This window comes from Pedobacter gandavensis, from assembly GCF_032678465.1.
In the GTDB taxonomy this organism is placed as follows: Bacteria; Bacteroidota; Bacteroidia; order Sphingobacteriales; family Sphingobacteriaceae; genus Pedobacter; species Pedobacter gandavensis_B.
Genome location: NZ_JAVTSK010000008.1, coordinates 253116 through 274037 on the forward strand (window position 1 = coordinate 253116; position 20922 = coordinate 274037).

At 38.5% G+C, this 20922-nt stretch carries 16 protein-coding genes; 6 read left to right on the forward strand and 10 right to left on the reverse strand.

The features are described 5' to 3' along the window. The first annotated feature begins 41 nt into the window (after positions 1-41). Positions 42-1721 carry an energy-dependent translational throttle protein EttA gene (gene ettA, locus R2Q94_RS16115; protein ID WP_316822494.1) on the forward strand — a complete coding sequence of 560 codons (1680 nt, stop codon included), beginning with the start codon at positions 42-44 and terminating at the stop codon, positions 1719-1721. Between the two features lie 104 nt (positions 1722-1825). Here the strand turns inward: ettA and R2Q94_RS16120 are convergent, their stop codons facing one another. Continuing rightward, positions 1826-2749 carry a TIM barrel protein gene (locus R2Q94_RS16120; protein ID WP_316822495.1) on the reverse strand — a complete coding sequence of 308 codons (924 nt, stop codon included), beginning with the start codon at positions 2747-2749 and terminating at the stop codon, positions 1826-1828. A gap of 235 nt (positions 2750-2984) precedes the next feature. Here R2Q94_RS16120 and R2Q94_RS16125 point away from each other — a divergent pair, with 235 nt between their 5' ends. From R2Q94_RS16125 to R2Q94_RS16140, 4 genes are read left to right on the forward strand one after another with little or no spacing between them, the layout of a single operon-like run. Next, positions 2985-3950 (forward strand): formylglycine-generating enzyme family protein, encoded by a 966-nt coding sequence (locus tag R2Q94_RS16125; RefSeq protein ID WP_316822496.1) that lies wholly within the window; start codon positions 2985-2987, stop codon positions 3948-3950. 47 nt (positions 3951-3997) lie between these two features. Next, complete coding sequence (locus R2Q94_RS16130; protein ID WP_316822497.1) at positions 3998-5317, forward strand: Gfo/Idh/MocA family oxidoreductase; 1320 nt, start codon at positions 3998-4000, stop codon at positions 5315-5317. A gap of 12 nt (positions 5318-5329) precedes the next feature. Beyond that, entirely contained in the window at positions 5330-6340 is a 1011-nt protein-coding gene (locus tag R2Q94_RS16135) for an FAD:protein FMN transferase (RefSeq protein WP_316822498.1), read from the forward strand. 22 nt (positions 6341-6362) lie between these two features. After that, complete coding sequence (locus R2Q94_RS16140) at positions 6363-7298, forward strand: hydroxypyruvate isomerase family protein (protein ID WP_316822499.1); 936 nt, start codon at positions 6363-6365, stop codon at positions 7296-7298. Positions 7299-7354: 56 nt separating this feature from the next. Here R2Q94_RS16140 and R2Q94_RS16145 read toward each other — a convergent pair whose 3' ends face one another. From R2Q94_RS16145 to R2Q94_RS16185, 9 genes are all read right to left on the reverse strand, one after another. Beyond that, on the reverse strand, positions 7355-8428 hold the full coding sequence (locus tag R2Q94_RS16145; protein ID WP_316822500.1) for a PA0069 family radical SAM protein: 1074 nt from the start codon (positions 8426-8428) through the stop codon (positions 7355-7357). 39 nt (positions 8429-8467) lie between these two features. After that, entirely contained in the window at positions 8468-9733 is a 1266-nt protein-coding gene (locus R2Q94_RS16150; protein WP_316822501.1) for a carboxypeptidase-like regulatory domain-containing protein, read from the reverse strand. Positions 9734-9794: 61 nt separating this feature from the next. Then, entirely contained in the window at positions 9795-11450 is a 1656-nt protein-coding gene (gene recN / locus R2Q94_RS16155; protein ID WP_316822502.1) for a DNA repair protein RecN, read from the reverse strand. 105 nt (positions 11451-11555) lie between these two features. Next, positions 11556-13322 carry a M56 family metallopeptidase gene (locus tag R2Q94_RS16160; RefSeq protein WP_316822503.1) on the reverse strand — a complete coding sequence of 589 codons (1767 nt, stop codon included), beginning with the start codon at positions 13320-13322 and terminating at the stop codon, positions 11556-11558. A 19-nt stretch (positions 13323-13341) separates the two neighbouring features. Continuing rightward, positions 13342-13725: a BlaI/MecI/CopY family transcriptional regulator gene (locus tag R2Q94_RS16165; protein WP_316822504.1), complete on the reverse strand. Its 384-nt coding sequence runs from the start codon at positions 13723-13725 to the stop codon at positions 13342-13344. 98 nt (positions 13726-13823) lie between these two features. Then, positions 13824-14741, reverse strand: a complete 918-nt coding sequence (locus tag R2Q94_RS16170) for a DUF4835 family protein (protein WP_316822505.1) — start codon at positions 14739-14741, stop codon at positions 13824-13826. Further along, a complete protein-coding gene (coaBC, locus tag R2Q94_RS16175) occupies positions 14741-15937 on the reverse strand; it encodes a bifunctional phosphopantothenoylcysteine decarboxylase/phosphopantothenate--cysteine ligase CoaBC (protein WP_316822506.1) in 1197 nt (398 codons plus the stop codon). Before coaBC ends, R2Q94_RS16170 begins: the two co-directional genes overlap by 1 nt. Before the next feature lie 43 nt (positions 15938-15980). After that, positions 15981-16307: a DNA-directed RNA polymerase subunit omega gene (locus tag R2Q94_RS16180; protein WP_062550173.1), complete on the reverse strand. Its 327-nt coding sequence runs from the start codon at positions 16305-16307 to the stop codon at positions 15981-15983. Continuing rightward, entirely contained in the window at positions 16307-17236 is a 930-nt protein-coding gene (locus tag R2Q94_RS16185) for an outer membrane protein assembly factor BamD (RefSeq protein WP_316822507.1), read from the reverse strand. Before R2Q94_RS16185 ends, R2Q94_RS16180 begins: the two co-directional genes overlap by 1 nt. Before the next feature lie 480 nt (positions 17237-17716). Between R2Q94_RS16185 and R2Q94_RS16190 the strand changes: the two genes are divergently transcribed. Further along, positions 17717-20128: a glycoside hydrolase family 3 N-terminal domain-containing protein gene (locus R2Q94_RS16190; protein WP_316822508.1), complete on the forward strand. Its 2412-nt coding sequence runs from the start codon at positions 17717-17719 to the stop codon at positions 20126-20128. Positions 20129-20922: the final 794 nt, after the last annotated feature.

Genomic DNA, 20922 nt, shown 5'->3' on the forward strand with positions numbered 1-20922 from the left:
TTAAAAACCGCCTTTTTTAGGCATCAAACATAATAAGTAACATGTCAGACGAAAAAATAATATTTTCAATGGCGGGGGTAAACAAGATTTATCCACCCCAAAAGCAAGTTCTAAAGAACATTTACCTTTCCTTCTTTTATGGTGCCAAAATTGGCGTTATTGGTCTGAATGGATCAGGTAAATCTTCTCTTTTGAAAATTATCGCTGGTTTGGACAAATCCTACCAGGGTGAAGTCGTTTTTTCTCCTGGATATAGTGTTGGCTATTTGGCTCAGGAGCCAATATTGGATGAAAATAAAACTGTTAGAGAGGTTGTAGAAGAAGGTGTAGCTGAAATTACAGCGATCCTGAAAGAATACGAGTCGATTAATGAACAGTTTGGATTACCTGAAGTTTATGAAGATGCGGATGCAATGGATAAACTAATGACCAAGCAGGGAGAATTACAGGATAAAATTGATGCCTGTAATGCCTGGGAGTTAGACAATAAACTAGAGCGTGCAATGGATGCTTTACGTTGCCCGGATCCTGAGGCTAAAATTGGAGTATTATCTGGAGGTGAGCGTCGTCGTGTGGCGATGTGCCGTTTGCTGCTTCAGGAGCCTGATGTATTGCTATTGGATGAGCCAACGAATCACTTGGATGCGGAAAGTATCGACTGGTTGGAGCAGTTCCTGAAAGATTACAAAGGAACAGTAATCGCAGTAACTCACGATAGGTATTTCCTTGATAATGTAGCTGGATGGATTCTGGAATTAGACAGGGGAGAAGGTATTCCATGGAAAGGAAATTATTCTTCATGGTTAGATCAGAAAGCGAAACGTTTAGCTCAGGAAGAGAAGACAGAAAGTAAGCGTCAGAAAACATTGGAGCGTGAGTTGGAATGGGTACGTATGGCACCAAAAGCCAGACATGCTAAATCTAAAGCACGTTTATCAAACTATGATAAATTAGCTTCTGAAGATTCGAAAGAAAGAGAAGATAAATTAGAGCTTTTCATTCCTGCGGGACCAAGATTAGGTAACGTGGTGATTGAAGCGAATAACATTACAAAAGCTTATGGTGATAAGTTGTTGTTTGAAAATCTAAGTTTCTCTTTACCACCAGCAGGTATTGTTGGTATTATAGGTCCAAATGGTGCAGGTAAAACCACATTATTCCGCTTAATCACACAACAGGAAACACCGGACAGTGGAACTTTCCGCGTAGGTGAAACTGTAGCTTTAGGTTATGTGGATCAAATGCACAACGATTTGGATCCTGATAAGACCGTATATGAAAACATCACAGATGGTTTAGACAACATTCAGTTGGGAAATAAAGCAGTGAGCGGAAGAGCTTACGTTTCTAAGTTCAACTTTAATGGTGGTGATCAGCAGAAAAAAGTAGGTGTTCTTTCGGGTGGAGAGCGAAATAGAGTTCATTTGGCCATTACATTGAAAAAAGGGGCAAACGTGTTGCTACTGGATGAGCCAACCAACGATATTGACGTTAATACATTAAGAGCATTGGAAGAAGCATTGGAAAATTTTGGCGGATGTGCAGTTGTAATCAGTCACGATCGATGGTTCTTAGACCGTATTTGTACGCATATTCTTGCTTTTGAAGGAGATTCTCAGGTCTACTTCTTCGAAGGAAACTATAGTGATTATGAAGAAAATCGTAAGAAAAGATTGGGTGATGTAACACCACATCGTATTAAGTACAGAAAACTGGTTTAGATGATCTGATTCTATCACACTAGAAAGCGGCTGCTCCGAAAGGAAACAGCCGCTTTTTTATATGATCACAGGTCTTGTTTTAAATGTGAATGCCTTTCGGGAGCCTAACTTTTAAAGTTACGTTTTACTTTTTCCAATAATTCTTTAGTCTTTCTAACACCTTCATCTTCTGATAAGACACTGCCTTCATATTCTATACCTACTATTCCAGACCATTTTGCAGCTTTGATAATGTCAAACATCTTGTTATAATCAATGTCTTTCTCCTCTCCATCAGGAAGGAAATCATGTGTTTTTGCACTTACCCCTTTTGCAAAAGGCATCAGTTCCTGTACCCCCAAATATTTATCATATTCTTTATCTGCACTGATTCTGAAATTTCCAAGATCTGGCAAAGTACCGCAATAAGGATTGTTCACTCCTTTAATTACTGAGGAAAGCCATTTTCCATCTGAAGAATAACCACCATGATTTTCTACAATCACATTGATCTTTTGTTTCTTTCCATATTCACTTAGTTTTCCAAGGCCATCAATTGCTGCAGCCTTCACTTCATCAGCGGTACCTTTACCAGCAGCATTGACACGAATGGTTTTACAACCCAGATATTTCGCCGCGTCAATCCATTTGTAATGATTTTCTACGGCTGTCAACCTGGCTTTGTTATCCAGATCGCCTAAATTACCTTCTCCATCGATCATGATCAGGTGATTTTGAATGCCTTCGCTGTCTGTCCTGTCTTTAAGCTCTTTTAAATAAGCTTTGTCAGTTTCTTTCTTTTTAAAGAAAGGACTCACATATTCCACAATATGAATGTCGAATTCCTTTTTAGCCTTTAATGGAAAATCCATATTGGTTAGTTTTCCAGCAAAGAGTGCTTTATGAAAAGACCACTCTGCCAGTGAAATCTGAAAAAACTCTTTCTTTTCGAAAGCAAAACTATCTAAAGGTAAAACAGAAGACAGACCTGCAGCGGCAGATAATAAGCCCAGATCTTTAAGAAATTTTCTACGGTCGTTTATTTTCATTTGAGTTTGGTTTTGGCGTTGATCCTACAATATATTAATTTCTTATTGTAAAAAAAACACTTTCTTAAAAAGGGGGATAAACACCCGCTTGAGTAGGAATTGATCGTAACTTAGTGTGTATTTAACACATTTTCTTAATTAAAGCAGCTTCAGATTTTGCATTCTAGGTAAATGCTTCTATTTTAGAGATGAAATAGGTCAGGTTAAAAATATCAATTGTATCAAAATTTTATAAATGAAACTTAATAAATTATTAGCGGTTCCTTTTTTATTAGCTGCTTTTTCGTCCTCCGCTCAGGAGAAGCATCAATCCTATAAACAACAGATTGATGGTACTAAATTGAATTTTGAAATGCGCGCTATCCCTGGTGGAGAATTCCAAATGGGTAGTAAAAAAGGAAAGGCAGATGAAATGCCACTTCATAAAGTAACAATCGATCCCTTTTGGATGGGTACCTATGAAGTAACCTGGGATATTTATGAACCTTTTCTATATAAAGATTACGAAACTGCACATAGTACTACGGCTGTTCCGGCAAATGTAGATGCGGTTACCCGTCCCACCAAGCCTTACCTGGACATGACCTTTGGGATGGGAAAGGAAAATCATCCTGCCTTAGCGATGACAAATTATAATGCCATTCAATATTGTAAATGGCTTTACGCCAGAACTGGTGTGTTTTATCGCCTGCCAACTGAAGCAGAATGGGAATATGCCAGCAGAGCTGGTAATGCTACTGATTATGCATTTGGAAATGAGCCCTCTAAATTAGCAGAATATGCCTGGTATAAAGAAAATAGTGGAGGTAAAACCCATGAAGTAGGAAAGAAGAAACCTAATCAATGGGGACTATACGATATGTATGGTAACGTTGCAGAATGGACTTACGATCAATACCAGCCTGATTTTTATGCTAGTGTAAATGGAGAGAAAAGTAAAAATCCGGTAGCTGTACCTAATCAGCTTTATGCGCATGTGATTCGTGGCGGATCTTATGATGATGTCGCAAAAGAATTACGTTCTGCCGCCAGACAGGCCTCAGACCCAATATGGAAACAATTGGATCCGCAAATTCCAAAAAGTAACTGGTGGTTTCCGGAAGCGCCTTTTATAGGAATGCGTCTGGTAAGACCAGTTATAGCTCCCTCAAAAGCAGAAATAGAAGCTTATTATAATAAACCGGTAATAGCTGATTATTAATAAATAGAACTCACATATTAACAACCAAATAAAAAACCAAACGAACTATGAACAATGAAGAATTACGCGACAAGCGTCGGGACTTTTTAAAAACATCTGCCCTTGTTACAGGTGGTGTCATGCTAAATCAATTTGCTTTCGCAGGAGGTCATTCCTCAACTGATGATACTATTAAAATCGCATTGATTGGATGTGGAGATCGCGGAACTGGTGCTGCTTTTCAGGCATTAAGTACTAAACAAAATATTAAATTAGTAGCCATGGCTGATGCTTTCCAGGATCGCATGGACAATAGTTATAAAGTACTTTCTGATAAGTTTAAAGATAAGGTTGATGTACCTGCAGAACGGAGGTTTGTTGGTTTTGATGGCTATCAGAAAGCGATTGCATTGGCAGATGTAGTGTTATTGGTAACGCCTCCTGGTTTCAGACCAACTCATTTTGAGGAAGCTGTGAAACAAGGTAAACACGTGTTTATGGAAAAGCCAGTGGCAGTAGATGCACCAGGTGTTCGTAAAGTTCTTGCAGCAGCAGAATTGGCTAAAAAGAAAAAACTAAATGTAGTAGTTGGACTACAACGTAGATACCAGGCAAATTACAGAGAAACTTTGAAACGCATCCAGGATGGTGCTATTGGTGAAGTGATGAGTGGTCAGGTATATTGGAATAGTGGGGGTGTATGGGTAAAAAAACGCCAGCCACAACAAACTGAAATGGAATATCAAATGAGAAACTGGTATTATTTCAACTGGCTGTGTGGCGATCACATTGTAGAACAACATGTACATAATATTGACATTGCCAACTGGGTTAAAAATGCCTATCCGGTTTCGGTTCAGGGTACAGGGAGTCGTGCCTGGAGAACTGGGAAAGATTATGGAGAGATCTATGATAACCATGCAGTAGAATTAACTTATGCGGATGGTGCAGTAATTTATAGTCAATGTCGCCATTTTGAAGGTATTGCTAATCGTGTGGATGAAACATTCCAGGGAACTAAAGGACGTACTTACTTATCTGCAGGAAACAATGGTGTGATCTGGGATTTGAAGGGTAAAGAAATGTTTAGTCACCCGACAAAAGGAAACGCAAATCCTTACCAAACAGAACATGATGAATTATTTGCCGCAATCGCAAAAGGGGACTATAAGTTTGCTGATGCAGAGCGTGGAGCTAAAAGTTGTTTCACAGCCATCATTGGTAGATATGCTACCTATTCAGGACAAACAATAAAGTGGGATGAGGCCTTACAGGCTAACAACAGTTTGATGCCTGATGAATTGAGCTGGACCGCCAATCCAAAACTGATGCCGGATGCAAATGGATTATATCCAATTCCAACTCCGGGAAAATCTAAGATAATTTAAGCCGGATCTGCTTTGGCAGTAGTCCATAAATCGGCTTTGCTGTTCTTACCGCTGCTGGTCATGCTTTTCGCAAAGCAAAAGGATCAGCAGCAGTATAGCATTCAGGGTTATGCGCAAGGAACAGATTATTCCATCAAATATTTTGCTAATGATAGCGTGGTGACCAAAGCTTCCGTTGATAGCATTTTGCTAAAAATTGATTCTTCTATGTCGCTTTATAAACCTTACTCTCAGATTAGTCGATTTAATTTGAGTAAAAAAGGAATGCTTATAGATGATCATTTTGCCAGGGTTATAAGGAAGTCATTTGAGGTCCATCGGGAAACAAATGGGAAATTTGATGTAACCGTTGCACCCTTAGTACAGGCCTGGGGCTTTGGCCCTAAACCTGTGAGCAACTTTCCGGATGCCGCAAGAATAAAAGAGTTATTGCAAAATGTGGGAATGAATCACCTGGAGTTACAGGGAAATTACTTGAAAAAGAAAAAGCCTGGCATTACGATAGATCTTAACGGAATTGCACAGGGATATAGTGTAGATGTAGTGGCAGATTTTCTTTTGAAAAAAGGTATCCGCTCTTTTATTGTCGAAATAGGAGGAGAACTAAGAGTGGAAGGTCCAAAACCAGATGGATCTGTGATGAAGATTGGTATTGAGGGACCAGCAGCATCTAGTACTGATGAACCGGAGATCAGACATATACTTAGTTTTAGCACAGGTGCTGTCACTACTTCGGGAAACTATAGAAAATACCTGCAGCGTGGAAAAGGAAAGATTGCACATCTGATCAATCCTAAAACCGGTTATCCACTCGATAATCAATTGATTAGTGTTACGATTTTTGCCAAAGATGCGATGACAGCTGATGGCTATGACAATGCTGTAATGGCTATGACTATGAAAGAAGCGCTGGCTTTCGTTGAAAGTAAGAAAGGAATGGAAGCCTACCTGATTTATCACAGGAAGGATGGAACAGTAGCAGATACTTTAACCAATGGCTTCAAAAAGATGATTTTAAAATAAATATGCTGTTAAAATACTAATCATGAAGAGAATAGAATTTTTAAGAAATAGTTTTATAGCTACCGGTGCAGTTTTTGCCGGGTCAGCCGTAAATGCAGTTGCTGATACTCCTAAGGGAGATCCTCATAACACACTTGCGGGAAAAACATTTAATCTGGACTATGCACCACATCAGGGAATGTTTGCCAATAGTGCTGGTAAAGATTTTTTGGATCAGATTCGTTTTATGTACGATCAAGGCTTCAGGTCTATTGAAGATAATGGTTATCTGGGACGCTCTCTGGAAGAGCAAACAAAAATTGGAGAACTGTTGGCCAAATTAGGAATGACCATGGGAGTGTTTGTAGTAGATGGTGGTGACAACTGGAAGACCTCTCTTACTACAGGTAAGAAAGAGTTTAAAGATAAATTTGTCGACACTTGTAAACGTTCTGTGGAAGCAGCTAAACGTTGTCATGCAAAATGGTTAACTGTAGTTCCAGGCTTCTACGAACGCAGACTGCCTTATGGAAATCAAATGGCAAATGTAGTTGATGCGATGAGAGCAGGGGCTGAGATCTTTGAACCGCATGGTCTGATTATGGTATTGGAAACCTTGAGCGATACGCCGGAATTGTTCCTTCAGCAGACACATGAGACTTATAACGTATGTAAAGCGGTAAACAGTCCTTCCTGCAAAATCCTTTATGATATTTATCACATGCAGAAAACAGAAGGCAATCTGATCGTTAACATGGACCGTTGTTGGGATGAAATCGCCTATATTCAGATCGGCGATAATCCAGGTAGAAAAGAACCAACAACTGGTGAGATTAATTATAAGAACTTATTTAAACATATCCATGGAAAAGGATATAAAGGGGTTATGGGGATGGAACATGGAAATTCGAAACCTGGTAAAGAAGGGGAGCTCCGTGTGATTCAGGCCTACCGAGAGGTAGATAATTTTCTGGCTTAAGGGATTTTATTGAACTTAATAGTATGGCTTCCATTAGAAGAAATTAAATGATATGTTTAAAATAAACTAAACTGGGTTCCGGGAACTTTAAATAATCCGGAGTCCAGTTCAAAACGTTTTTCATTCAGATGATTTAAACGGCAATGAAGTTTGAAGGTGTCATTAATCAGCTTTGCAATATTGCCATTACCCTTTATCCTTTCTCCAAATCTACTATCGTTTACATTTCCTCCATGACAAGACTGGATCAAGTGCCATACCTTGTCAAAACGATCCGGATAATTTTTACGGAGCCAATCTTCAAAAATATTACCAATTGCACCGTTAAGTCTCACCACAGTATAACCTGCCGAACGGGCGCCGGCATTGGCCACCGATTTTAATATAGATGGGATCTCATGATCACTTAAGCCTGGAATGAGTGGAGCAACCATGACACCCATAGGAATTCCAGCTTTGCTCATCTCCTCGACTACCTTTAGCCTTTGTTTAGCAGTGGTTGTCCTAGGTTCCATCTTTTGTCTTAGCTGCTCGTTCAGACTATTAATGGACACATAAACCATACACAGATTTAATCGGGCCATTTCCTTTAAAATGTCTATGTCACGAAGAATCAGTGAGTTTTTGGTGATCAAACCAATTGGCTGTCTATATTCCAAAGCAATTTCCAGTAACTGCCTGGTAATTTTAAACTGTCGCTCTGCAGGTTGATAACAATCGGTATTTCCGGAAAGGGAAATGACTGAAGCATCCCAACCTTTCTTTTCTAAAAATTTTTTGAATAGCTGAGGTGCATCCTTTTTAACTACAATCTTACGCTCAAAATCAAGACCAGCACTAAAACCCCAATACTCATGAGTATTTCTTGCGTAGCAATAGGTACATCCATGTTCACATCCCTGATAAGGATTCAAAGAATAAGCCATTCCAACATCAGGACTGTCGACCTTATTAACAATAGACTTATTTTGACCAAAAATAAACCTGGTTTTTTGATCAATCTCCTCCCAATCGTCTATTCCTTCCTGATATGCTTTGACATAATCATCCTTAGCAAATCTATTGTGTGGGTTGAATTGCGCTCCCCTTCCTTTGAAGTAATTATCTTCCTTATCTAGATCTAAAATCATTAGTTAAAATTACTAATAATTTTAGTATAAAACAAGCAGCTATTTTCTGTTCGCCAGTGGTATGTAATCCATTGGAACGGTATCCGCCATCTTTTCATAAGCCCAAAATCCACTCATCAAAGTCGATTTAGAGTTCAGTATTCCCCCATTCATATAAAAATGGACTGGTGCTTCAAGCAAATGAATGAGTGAGATTTGGTAATTTGGAATGTCTAATGGGCGATTCAGAGCGAAACCTGAAAGCTCTGTATATTCTTTAGTTTCCCTTTCATTGGTGTATATCACATAAAGATCGTCATTAAAGTTAATCGTCTTCATGTTCTTGTAAATTGATTTTACGAGCGTGTCTGTTTTTATCTCAGCCCTGTTCAAAATTTCAATAGTTTTTGGAACAGCTTCCTGTTTACGCCAATAGGCAATAGAATCATTTAATGGTGATGGGCCTTTTTGGGATATTCCATATACCATATTCATTCTTGAAATAGGATTCCCTGGTTTTAAAAGTCGTTTGAGATGTTCATTGATCTGGCTATCCGGAAGCCTGTTTCTATTGGGAACTTTTTCAAGTTTATAAATAACAAAGCCATCTGCAACACTACTCCCCTGGTATAATGAGCGAAAAAAATGTTGGGAAGAACCCAGATAAGCAATCTCTCTTTTCTTATCCCAATCCTGTTTTTTACGCTTAGATCCAGGAAGATCTTCGAAATAGGGATGACCTGAATAGTAAACGATATTATTCTTAAAATCTCTTTCAAAGTTTTCCAGCATATATTTAATACGGTAGCCCAGTGATTTATTCTCAATAATAAGAAATTCATTTGCGGTTACTTTTAGTACATTCGCGGCTTTATCAAAGTCTGTCTGAATCACCTGTGGGTTTAACAATTTACATTGCTCCGCATTGGGTGTCATTCCAATAAACTGTTGAATGAAAAGCTTAATATACCGTTCCCGGTTAGGATCCGATCTGATGATCACCTCTTGAAGTTGTATGGTGTTTTCCTTTAATACAAGATCAATTTTTACGGATTTATCGGATAAGATGACATTTTTGCTAAGTGGGAGATAACCCATCATCTCAACTAGTATTTCATAGTTTCCCGCTTTAAGATTGGACAGGATAAATTGTCCCTCATTATTTGTGACGGTGGCCGTTTTATAACTACTTAAATAGACACCGGCACCTGGGATAGCTTGGCCGGTTTTATCTTTAATGGTTCCGGAGATGTTAAAGCTGTTTTGGCCATAACTACTGAGAGCGATCAATAAAAATAAACTACAAAAGCGTAACCATATCGTCATAGGACTAATGTAGTTAAAGCATTATAAATTTGAAAGAAGAAAAAAGTAGATTTCGAGCTTTTTAATAGCCTAAAAGTTCTTTTGCATTGGCTATAGCCGGAAGCCCCGGATCCTTACCACTTAGCATTTCTGCAATAATATGGATACGCTCTTCAGGAGCTAGTCTGCGAATTCCTGTCGTTGGACGGACTCCTTTCTCGTTTTTGTATACGAAATAATGTGCCTCACCTTTTGCAGCAATTTGTGGAAGATGGGTGATACACATGACTTGCATATTTTTCTCCAGGTCACCAATGACATCACCTACACGAAGAGCAGTTTCGCCGGAGATTCCAGTATCGATTTCGTCAAAGATCAGCGTAGGTAAAGCAGTATGTTTAGCCATAATAGATTTTAAAGCGAGCATGAGTCTGGAAAGTTCCCCACCAGAAGCTACCTTTCCTACAGGTGCCGGTGGCTGACCGCTATTCGCGGAAAACAATAGCACCACATTATCTTTTCCATCTTTGTTCAACTCCTCTAAAGGTGTTTTTACAATTTTAATCTTGGCATTAGGCATACCTACCAGTTGCAATACAGCCGCCACCTGATTTTCAGTCGCGATGATAGAAGTATCACGGTCAGCAGATAAAGTGGCTGCCATTAACTCCAATTGTTCCTTTAAAACTAAAATTTCCTGATTTAAGCGGTCAATTTCTTCATCACTACTCAATAGGTTATTCAAATTATCAGAAAGTTTCTGATGGATGCCCATCAACTCTTCAATACTATTGACCTTATGTTTTTGTTGTAGGCTATAGATAACATCCAGTCTGCTGTTGATTTCTTCAATTCTGGAAGGATTAAAAACAGTACTTTCTTCCAGATTTAAGGTTTCTGCTGCGATGTCCTTTAATTCGATCAATGCAGAACGTAAACGTTCATTTAAAAGCGCATAATCCGGATTAAAACGTTCTATTGCCTGAAATTGCACTACTACCTCTTTCAAAATAGGCAAAGCAGAAGCTTCCTGATCAGAGAGTAGATTGTAAGCGTTGACCAAACTTCTCTTGATACTTTCTGCATTATTTAATGTTTGAAGTTCTATTTCCATCAAACTTTGCTCATCAATTTTCAGGTTCGCATTTTCTAGTTCGTTGAAAAGAAATTGCTCATAGTCTTGCCTGCTTTTTGCTTCATCAGCTGCGGTTTGTAAGGCAGCAAGATGTTGTAAATGCTTTTTATATTGCTTATATCCTTTGCGGTATTCTGAAAGGAGAGACTGATGATTAGCCAAGGTATCTACCACAGATAATTGGAATCCAGAATCGTTGATTTCCAGGGTCGCATGTTGAGAATGGATATCAATTAATTTCTCCCCAACCTGTTTCATGACGCCAAGGGTAACCGGGGTATCGTTGATAAATGCACGTGATTTACCATCTGTTGAGATCTCTCTTCTTAAAATAGTTTCCTCATAAAAATCGATATCATTCTCTTCAAACAAAGAATGTAAGGTATCATCAGTCAGTCGAAACTGTCCCTCTATGATGCACTTCTTCTCTTGATTAAAGAAATACCTGGTTTCTGCGCGCTGTCCCAAAATAAGAGAAAGGGCACCGAGCATAATAGATTTACCAGCACCTGTTTCCCCGGTGATGATGTTTAAACCTTTGTCGAGTTTTAGCTCAACACTGTCTATTAAAGCGTAGTTACGGATGGAAAGTTTCTGTAGCATAATACGCTGCTAAAATAGGAAATCTTAAGCAATGATGCTTGCTTTCTTCCCCATAAAAAAGGCAGCAAAAAATATGCTGCCTTCAATTTTGTACATGAAATTTAATTAGTGACTTGGTTTCCCGGATGCTTCCGCCTCCTTTTTCTTCTTCAAAGCTTCAACATCTCTGTTAAATTTATTATGTAATTCTTTGTATTCAGGAGAACTTTGTAATTCTTTTGCTTCCGATAGTTGTTTCCTGAATTCAGGAGAATTATAATAAGCAGAAGTTGCTGCAGCATTTTTGCGAATTTCCTCCTGTTGTTTCTTCCATTCCGGCGAATCAAATTGCTTCCTGAACTCTTCTGCCTTTATACGGATATCTTCCTGTTGTTTTTTCCATTCCGGGCTGTTAAACCTCTTTCTGATTTCCTCCGCATTTGCAAGTATGTTCTCTTGCTGTTTCTTCCATTCTGGCGAATCAAATTGCTTTCTGACCTCCTCCGCATTTGCACGGATATTCTCCCGCTGTTTCTTCCATTCTGGGGAATTGAATTTTTTTCTGATCTCTACTGCATTTGCAAGGATAATTTCCTGTTGTTTCTTCCATTCAGGTGAAGATAAAAAGGCAAGGCTCGCCTGAGTTGCGCTATCAGGCATAAAAATACCAGCACCAAGACTATCAGGATAGTAATATGATTGCTGACCTTTGTGATTTTTTACAACTATGACATTTGGAGATTTTTTCCTTTTCGTAGTATCAGCAGTCTGAGTTATTATAGCTTTAGCGGGTTTCGATGCTACAATCTCTTGCCTTTTGAATTTAAGACCAACACCGGCAATTTCCATATCGGCGTGCTCAGTAGCCAATACTGCATTTATTTTTTCAGCTTTAGATGGTTTTACCCAGGCCAAAGAAATTACGGTAATAATGGTGAGCGTGATCGCAAAGAACTGTTGCTTTGCATTCATATAATTCGTTTTCATGTCGGTAATTCTTTTAATACGTTGATACAAATGTTGATTTTTTCCTGTCGCTGCCATGGAAAGGGTAGGAGCAGATTTATCTTTCAGAATTTCCAGCTTTAATAAGGCATGGGCATAGGTCACCGGCGTCCCGGTAAGCTGTACAACCAGGTCATCACAGGCGTGTTCCCGTTCTATATTGATGAACCTGCCGCTGAGCCAGATGAAAGGATTAAAGAATAAAATGGTTTCTATACCGGTTTTAATAAGGTTTAAGAGGTAGTCATTTCTACGAATGTGAGAAAGTTCATGAATTAAAATGGCCTCTACTTGTTTCAGATCCAGCTGTGCTGCTAAAGCAATAGGGAACAATACAATCGGCTTAAAGTATCCCAGAACCAGTGGAACATTGACCTTGTCAGAAAGGTAAAAGCCAATTTCACGTTGTAGGTTTAATTTGCTGCTCATTTCCTGGAAGATGGTAGCCCATGCTAAAGGAACAGTTTCGTGAACTGAATTTTTAAGCTGTTGCATCTTTTGATAACCGGCAAGTAAGATAAACAACTGAAACAGTAGGCCAACCCCATATATTCCCACTAAATAAGGGAAAAGCTGCTCTGCCCGAGTACTGATGTTTTGGGGAATATTATTCAGATATTCATAGTAGCTCTCGCTGATCAGTAGTTCTGCAGCTTGTTGAGTACCATAGGCCTGTGGAAGTTTAAATATAGAAAAGAAAGTAATGCAAAAGCAGATAAAGGTCAGGCATAATGCACCATAAGCCAGGTTGTGTTTCAAACGGGATCTAAGCTTTGGGAAAGCTATGACAATTAAAAATAGTAGTCCATAAATGATGGCACCCTGCCATAAAGAGTGAAATATGCTCCAGCCGGTTGCTTTGATCAGGTTGTTTACAATTGCTTCCATAATGTGATTGTTGCTAGTGTTATTTATCGCTTAGATTGTCCAGATATTTTTTTATAGAATCGATTTCATCTTTGCTCGCGCTATGGTTGCCTAAAGCCTGCATCACTAATCTTGCTGCGGAACCATTGAATACATTATCAATCATTTTACTGACCAGATCTTGCTCGGTTTTCTCCTGATTAACCTGTGCTCTGTAGATATGTGTTTTTGAAGAAGTATCCCGAATCACTAAACCTTTTTCAGCCATGATCTGCATCAGCTTTAAAGTCGTGGTATATCCAGAGTCCTTATTCTTTTCCAGAATCTCATGTACTTCTCTTACCGTACAATGGCCTTTCTCCCATAATATCTGTAAGATCTCTAACTCGCTTTCGGTGGGTTTTAGTGGGCTTGATGGGTTCATATCTCTTTATCTACGAATCATTTCGTATTCAAATGTACGAATCTATTCGTAGAAACAAAATTTATCATAGAAAAAAAATAAATTTTTATAAAAAGCTGTTACATACCTTGTTTGGCAGGCTTTAAGGCTTCGTATTTATTGAGGTTTCCAGGATCTATTTCAGAAAGAAGCTGATATGAGGTGATTCGTTCCTGAGGATTACCAAGAGAGAGCAGGTTTACAAGTTCATCAGCCTTCGTAGCAAAATATACATTCGGAAAAATGGATCCAATCTTTTGACGGTCCATTTTGGTTAGGCCTGTAAGAAAGGAGATAATCTTTTTTGTACCCTTTTCCTGATCTTGTTGCATTCGATCCAGACCATTAAAATGATAATTAAAGATAAAACCTCTAAGCTCTTCGAAAGAGTTGTCCAGTAAATTCTGATTTAGCCAATACCTGTTTCTTAGACCATCAGCAGCCTTCCATCCCGTATTTCCAGATGCTTGTGCCAGATTTAATGTATTTTGAGCTTTAATGTAATATGGTGTTCCACCCAAATAACCAAAGCTATCCTTGTCCAGGCCAATGATAGTATGAGCATAGAAGCCAAGTAAAGAACTTAGGTTGGAAATAAAATTGAGGTCGGAATAGTCTAACGCCGATCCCTCATTGTAATTGAAATCAAAATCTTTGTCGCTAATGTTCAACAAGGTGCTATTATAAGCCGTAGCATAAACAGGCCTGCTCGATTGAATTTGCGCTTCTGCTTTATAAGCAGATCCGCCATCCCATGCGGTTACCGTGATTACGAAATTGGTTTCTATCCTCTCATTTGGCAGATAAGTCTCATTCGTCCATTTATTATTATTTAAAAAATCTCTAATGGTATTTTGAAGGATCTCAAGATTCCGCTTGTTGATGTTTGGAACTGTTGGAGCAGCAATTGTTACCCGGACATTCAGTTCCTGTGCATGCACAACAGTCTGAACTAAAACAACAAGAAAGACAAAGAAAAGTAGCGCGCGTTTTTTCATTAATGCATGAGTTTTAGGATTTCATTGCAAATATCCCTTGCCACTTCTGTTTTTGATTTAGTCTCAAAAATAGTCTTTTCCCCAGCCTTATTAAATATAGTGATTTTATTGGTGTTCACTTTAAATCCGGCACCCTTATCATTAAGTGAATTGAGCACAATCAGATCCAGGTTTTTTTTGCTAAGTTTCGCTTTAGCAAAAGCTTCTTCATTTTCTGTTTCTAGCGCAAAGCCGACTAAAATCTGCTGGCCAGTTTTAGTCTCTCCCAAAGTAGCCAGGATATCTGTTGTTTTTTTAAGTTCCAGATTAAATTCAGTACTGTTTTTCTTGATCTTTTGATCTGCAGCGACCAGGGGAGTATAATCTGCTACAGCTGCACTCATGATTGTGATATCAGTTTTGGGAAATACCTTTTGACAAGCACTCAGCATTTCTGCCGCACTCACAACATCTATTCTATTCAGAATACCTATGCTTTTTTCAGCAGTTGGACCAGTGATCAATGTAACCTCAGCACCTAGGGATGCAAATAGATCCGCAATAGCAAATCCCATTTTTCCAGAAGAGTGGTTGCCAATAAAGCGGACAGGATCAATTGCTTCGTAGGTTGGACCAGCAGTAACGAGTACCTTTTTACCTAATAAAGGAAGCTCTTTCTTTGCAGCTTCATTCAAAAAGGAAAGGATATCTTCAGGCTCAGCCATTCGGCCGGCTCCATATAAACCACTGGCTAGCTCTCCATCACCAGGAGGAATAACCTGATTTCCATAAGAAAGCAGTTTTTCCAGGTTCTGTTGGGTACTCTCATGTTTCCACATGTCCAAATCCATTGCAGGGGCTACAAAAACCCGGCATTTGGCAGACAAGTATACTGCAGATAATAGATTATCGCAGATTCCTGTAGCCATCTTTGCCAAGGTATTGGCGCTTGCAGGGGCAACCAACATAAAATCAGCCCATAGACCTAATTCCACATGATTACTCCATACACCGGTTTCGGCATCGAAGTACTGAGTATATACAGGATTTTTTGAAAGGGTAGCCAGTGTAAGCGGGGTAATGAAATTAGCCGCATCGGCTGTAAGGATAACTTTAACGTTTGCGCCAGCCTTTACCAGTAACCTAACCAGTATGGCTGATTTATATGCCGCAATGCTGCCGCAAACGCCAAGAATAATGTTTTTATTTTCTAGCATGGTTTTTTATTGCAAGAATGCAGTGGAATACCTATGCCTGATCTTATTGTTGCTCTTTAGCAGGGTTCCTGTAATAAATTTTATCATTAAGAAACTCGTCAATAGCAATTAAGCTAGGCTTAGGCATACGCTCATAATGCTTACTGATTTCGATTTGTTCCCTGTTTTCAAAAATCTCTTCTAGGTTGTCATTTGAAGAAGCAAACTCAGCTAATTTACCATGTAACTCTTCTTTAATGTTGTTAGAAATCTGATTAGCCCTTTTGGAAATAATTACTAAAGACTCATAGATATTCTCAGTTTTCTGATCTAAATCATTAACATTTCTAGTAACCGTAGTATTCGGTACAGCAGGTTTATTCGTGTTCATTATTTGATGGGGGTTTTAATTGTAGTATTGGTACTATCCGCCTTAGCTTCTTTCGCCAACATGGCTTTATATTTTTCCTGATTCTTTTGGAATTCGGCAATGATACGTTTTGCATTTTCAATACCAGCCTCGCTATCTGCTTTTAGTGCTTTAGCTTCGTCCAGCATTTTACTTTCCGGATAAGAGTTCATGAACTCATCTGCGTAAGTAATGGCTTCATTATAACGATCTTCCTGACGGATTTCAATACTGTTTTTTGCATAGTTGTATTGAGACTTTACGATCAATAAATCCATTTCCTCTGCATATTTAATATCAGGGAAATCAATTTGTGCGTTTTTTAATGCGATTACAGCTGATTTATAATTACTAATATCAAATTCACCTAAATCATAATATAATTTAGCATTGTCAAACGCTTTTGTTTCTAATTTTGAACGTAATGCTGCAATATATTTACTCGCATCTGCTACGCGTTCACTTTTCGGATAAAAGTTGATAAACAATTGTAATGCATCAATTGCTAACTTGGTATTCGTCTGATCTAAAGACGATTTTGGGGAATCCAAATAATAACAGTAAGCGCCAAGGTATCTGCATTCTTCGGCGTATTTACTGGTTGGATAAGTATCGGCAAATGATTTAAACTGATATCTAGCAGTAGTGTAATCTTTTAATTTGTAGAGTGTTAGGGCGTAATAATAGTTTAAGTCTTCTGCTTCTGCTCTACCTCTGTATTTCTGTGAAAGGTCTTCAAAAAGAATAATCGCTTTCGAATAATTCTTTTTGTTGTAGAGCTTCATGGCCTCCTGATATTTCTTGGCTACATCGTTGCTCAATCTGATTTTTTCAAATTGGCTTTTGCAACCCGCTATAGTCAGTGCTATAATGGTGAAACTTAATAGTAATACGTGTTTAATTTTAAACATTCTGCAAAGATAAGTTAATAATACGATAACGTCAATTAAAAATAATAGGACGCTAAGCTATGTAAAGCGATTCATCCTGTCAAACCCTTAACATATTTTAACAAATGTTTTTTTATAAAAATAGGGGGTAAGGTAATTGGACCTATTAAAGATAGGTATTCCACGTTGATTTTGAGATGGATATTCGGGTTATTGGGAAGAAGGAAATAATTGGACGGCCTGCTCAAGTTAGAGAGCCTGCTGTTGACTTGTTTTAAAAATTGATGATATTGAAAGAATGATAAAAAAATATGAGCAGTATTGGATTAGCATCGATTTAGTTAACATTGGCGGACAGAATAAGCTGAAAGGAAAAAGGTTTAAAAAGTATTGTATACACTTGGTTTAATGAATTGCCAAAATCATTGAAGGAATAGCTAGTATCAAATCACTTAATTCTTTTAATTTAGTCGGATTTAGAACCAAGTATAATAATAGCCGATGATGATGAAAAAGACGCTGATGTTTGCTGCAACATGCTTATCTCTACAGAGTATTGCATTAGCCCAACATCAAAATATTTATAAGAAGAACTGGATAGATTTTAATAAAAATGGGAAGAAAGATGTCTTTGAAGATCCGACCCAAGATATCGAAAAACGTGTGGCTGATCTGCTCTCCCAAATGAATGTGGAGGAGAAAACTTGTCAGATGGCCACACTTTATGGCTATGGAAGAGTGTTAAAAGATGAAATGCCTATTGCAGAATGGAAAACTAAGGTTTGGAAAGATGGCATCGCTAATATCGACGAAGCACTAAATAGTCTGGCTTATAATAAAAAAGCAGAAACAAAATATTCATTCCCATTCAGTAGACATGCTGATGCCATTAATACCCTTCAAAAATGGTTTATTGAAGAAACCAGAATGGGAATCCCTGTTGATTTCACGAATGAAGCCATACACGGTTTGTGTCATGATCGCGCAACTCCATTACCTGCACCTATAAATATTGGCAGCACGTGGAATAAGGCTATGGTTCGGGAAGCCGGTTCCATTGTTGGCAGAGAGGCAAAAGCATTGGGGTATACCAATGTGTATGCGCCAATTCTTGATCCTGCAAGAGATCAGCGCTGGGGAAGAGTTGTGGAGTGTTATGGTGAAAACCCTTTTCATATTGCCGAACTTGGGAAACAGATGGTGCTCGGTATTCAGGAAAATGGTGTTGCCGCAACATTAAAACATTTTGCAGTCTATAGTATCCCTAAAGGTGGAAGAGATGGAAATGCAAGAACTGATCCTCATGTTGCGCCTAGAGAATTACACCAGATTCATTTATATCCCTTTAGAAGAGTGGTGCAAGAGGCAGCGCCAATGGGTGTAATGAGTAGTTATAACGACTACGATGGGGTGCCGATTACAGGAAGCCATTATTTTTTAACTGAATTGTTAAGAGAGAAATATGGTTTTAAAGGTTATATAGTTTCTGATAGTGAAGCTGTAGAGTATATTTATTCCAAACATCATGTTGTCGACGATTATAAAGGAGCCGTAAAACAAGTAGTGGAGGCAGGCCTCGATGTTAGGACTAATTTTACCATGCCTGAAGAGTATATTATGCCTTTAAGAGCATTAATCAAAGAAGGCCGGGTATCGATGAAAACTATTGATGAAAGGGTTGCAAATGTATTGCGAGTTAAATTTAGATTGGGACTTTTTGATCAGCCTTATGTGCAAAATACCAAGGCCTCTGACCAATTGGTACATACTGTAAAAGATGAAGCATTTTCTGCTCAGCTAAGTAGAGAGTCATTGATATTACTTAAGAATGAAGGAAATCTCTTGCCCTTAGCACTCAAAAATCTGAAGAGAATTATGGTTACTGGGCCCCTAGCAGTGGAAAAAAATTATACTACCAGCAGGTATGGCCCCTCAAATAATGCGATTACTTCGGTGTTGGACGGGTTAAAAAAGTATGTGGGTTCTGCAGCTATTGTAAATTATATGAAAGGTTGTGACATTATTGATCCTACCTGGCCGGAAAGTGAAATTATTCCAACACCATTATCTGCTGCAGAGCAGGCGGATATTGATGCTGCCGTTGCAGAGGCGAAATTATCCGATGTAATTATTGCTGTAGTTGGTGAGGATGAGAAACGTGTTGGGGAAAGTCTGACCAGGACTGGTTTAAATCTTCCTGGCCGACAATTACAATTGTTAATGGCTTTGCATGCTACAGGTAAGCCAGTTGTGATGGTGATGATCAATGGACAACCATTAACTATAAACTGGGAGAATAAAAATCTGTCGGCAATATTAGAAGCCTGGTTCCCTGGTCCGCAAAGCGGAAATATTATCGCAGAAACTTTGTTTGGCGATTATAACCCAGGCGGTAAGTTACCCATTACCTTTCCTAAGTCAATTGGTCAGCTGGAATATAATTTTCCTTTTAAGCCAGCTTCTCAAGCCGGACAACCAAGTAGTGGAAATAATGGATATGGTAAAACCAGTGTAAACGGTGCTTTATATCCCTTCGGCTATGGATTAAGTTACACCACTTTTGAATACACAAATCTTAAGGTGAATCAAAGAACGAAACAGGCAGGCTCTGTTATTCAGGTTAGTGTTGACGTACAAAATACAGGAAAACGTAAAGGTGATGATGTAGTTCAATTGTATCTTAAAGATATGGTGAGCAGCGTAACCACTTACGACTCTGACCTTCGTGGCTTTGAAAGAGTTACTCTTTTGCCAGGAGAACGTAAAACTGTAAAATTTGTGTTGAATCCTGATGATCTTGCTATTCTTGATAAGGACATGAACTGGAACGTCGAACCAGGTAAGTTCCGTGTAATGATTGGCCATTCTTCTGAAGACATTAAGCTAAAAGAAGAATTTGAAATTATCCCTTAAATCCATTTTTTGCTAAAATTTGATTCATAGCTCATCAGAAGATTTTTAGACTCATTTTCTGATGAGCAATGAATCCAGATGATATCGTGCGGTTATTCGTTAGTTATCATTCGGTAGTACTTTTTATCTAAAAGCGCCCTTAAATTGTATAATTGGGCAAGCACTGACCTCTGAATGGTGTTTGATTTAATGGAGTTTTGAGCGTGAGTTATGAGTAGGCTGCTAGGGCTTTCGCCTGTATGGCTTCCTAATAAAGTCTATTTTTTACTTCATCTAAATTCTTTTATTCCGAAGGACTGTTAGAGTGCTTCCGAATTTTTTCGCGTAAAAATTTCAAATTTTTGATCGAGTGATAAGCCCTATGCCAACCCCATCCGAACCCCTGTTAATTTAGTGCTTTTGAATGAGACTTGTCTGCTTATGTAGTGCTTAAATATTGTGTAATGGTTATGTAATGTGCATCTGAGTTTAATCAAACTAATAGCTTTTAAGTTATGGTAGTATTAAAAAATGGCCATCCATGAATGGCTTAGCGGTAAACTTGGCCACCTGGAATTTTATATGTTAAGGAGGCAACTGGTTCAAAGAACTATCGGCAAACCAGGGAAACCGACTTTGAAACTACAGGCGAATCATCAGGCAATGACGGTAACCACCAAATTCCTAATAAGGGCAGTTTAAAAGCACCAAAGGATCTGCGCATGGTGTGTAAGTCTTTTACGCTAGTGTTTTTTGTATTTTACAGCTGTGTGACATGCAGTTAGGCATGAGATACAATTATAGGGTCTATATTA